2 protein-coding genes are annotated in these 1,438 nt (G+C 30.2%); both read right to left on the reverse strand.

All coding sequences use genetic code 11. The annotated features are described in order from the left end of the window. Positions 1 to 34: 34 nt before the first annotated feature. Positions 35 to 931 carry an IS3 family transposase gene (locus tag DB895_RS14085; protein WP_208012198.1) on the reverse strand — a complete coding sequence of 299 codons (897 nt, stop codon included), beginning with the start codon at positions 929 to 931 and terminating at the stop codon, positions 35 to 37. After that, positions 868 to 1,395: a helix-turn-helix domain-containing protein gene (locus DB895_RS14090; RefSeq protein WP_116725990.1), complete on the reverse strand. Its 528-nt coding sequence runs from the start codon at positions 1,393 to 1,395 to the stop codon at positions 868 to 870. Before DB895_RS14090 ends, DB895_RS14085 begins: the two co-directional genes overlap by 64 nt. Positions 1,396 to 1,438: the final 43 nt, after the last annotated feature.

The raw sequence follows: 1,438 nt of genomic DNA on the forward strand, positions 1-1,438 counted from the left end.
TAGACTGAACCCAAAAGTTTGGACAAATTTATAATTAATTTTGATAATAATGGGCACGATATTGTATCGGGCTCATTTTGTTTAAATTTGACTTGATTCTGTCGTTATTGTAATAATTTATGTATTCATCTATTTCCTTTTTTAACTGATTGATTGAGGTATGTTTTTTTAGATAAAACAGTTCTGATTTTAATATTCCAAAGAAATTTTCAATAATTGCATTATCTAGACAATTCCCTTTTCGAGACATACTTTGTATGACACCTTTTTTTTTCAGCTGGTTTTGATATCTTTTCATTTGATATTGCCAGCCTTGATCCGAATGTAGGATTAGGTTTGTATTGTTTGGTATTTTCTTAAAAGCTTTATTTAACATCATTACAACTTGATTAAAAACGGGTCGTTCTGTAAGTTCGTAACTTATTATTTCTTGATTAAATAAGTCTATTATTGGACTTAAATACAATTTCTGACCAGAGACATTAAATTCAGTTATATCGGTTGCCCATTTTTGATTTGGTGCGGTTGCTTTAAATTTTCTTTTTAATATGTTAGGTGCAATTTTACCCTGTTCTCCTTTGTATGATTTGTATTTTTTGACTCTAATGAGGCTTTTTAAGCCTAAAAATTTCATCAATCTTAAAACGGTTTTATGGTTGATAATAATTCCTGTACTATTGAGTTCATCAGTAATTCGTCTGTATCCGTAGCGACCTTTATGCTTGTGATATATGGATTTTATCAACTCTTTTATTTCTTGATATTTATCGGCTGTTTTAGTCTTTTTTTGATAATAATAAAAATTACTCCTTGCCATATTGGTTTGATTTAAAAGTAAATTCAAATCAAATTTATGCCTTAATTCTATTATGACTTGCGCTTTTTGGCTTTCTCTTCTGCTTGAATCAAGGCTTGTAACTTTTTTAGCAATTCGTTCTCACAACGCAGTGCTTCAATCTCTAAAAGAAGTTCTTCTTCTCTGGTTAGCGGTTTGTCCGACTTTCGTTTTTTTCGTTTATTCTCATTCATAGATCCTGGTTTGCCTCTTGTTTTTGGTTGTAATCCTACTAAACCAAAATTAGCAAAATCTTTTTTCCATTTGACAATAATACCAGCATCAGGAATGTTAAATCTTATGCTTGCATCTCTCAAAGAAAGGAAGTCTTTATAAACAGCTTTTAATACTTCTACTTTGAAGTTAACCGAATAACTTTGGTTCTTTCTTGGTAGCAAACCAATGTCACCATATTGCCTGTAAAAACCAACCCATTTTCGAATGTTAGATTCGTTTAAACCTTTTTGATTAGAAACATAATTGCAAGAATAACGTTTTTCTAATACTAGCTTTATACATTCAAGTTTAAATGTATAATCATACTTGACTTTTCTTTCCATAAAAATACCCCCAAATAGTGTCTAACTTTTTGGGGGCAGTCTA

Origin of the sequence: Flavobacterium psychrotolerans (assembly GCF_003097635.1) — a bacterium.
GTDB classification, from domain to species: Bacteria; Bacteroidota; Bacteroidia; order Flavobacteriales; family Flavobacteriaceae; genus Flavobacterium; species Flavobacterium psychrotolerans.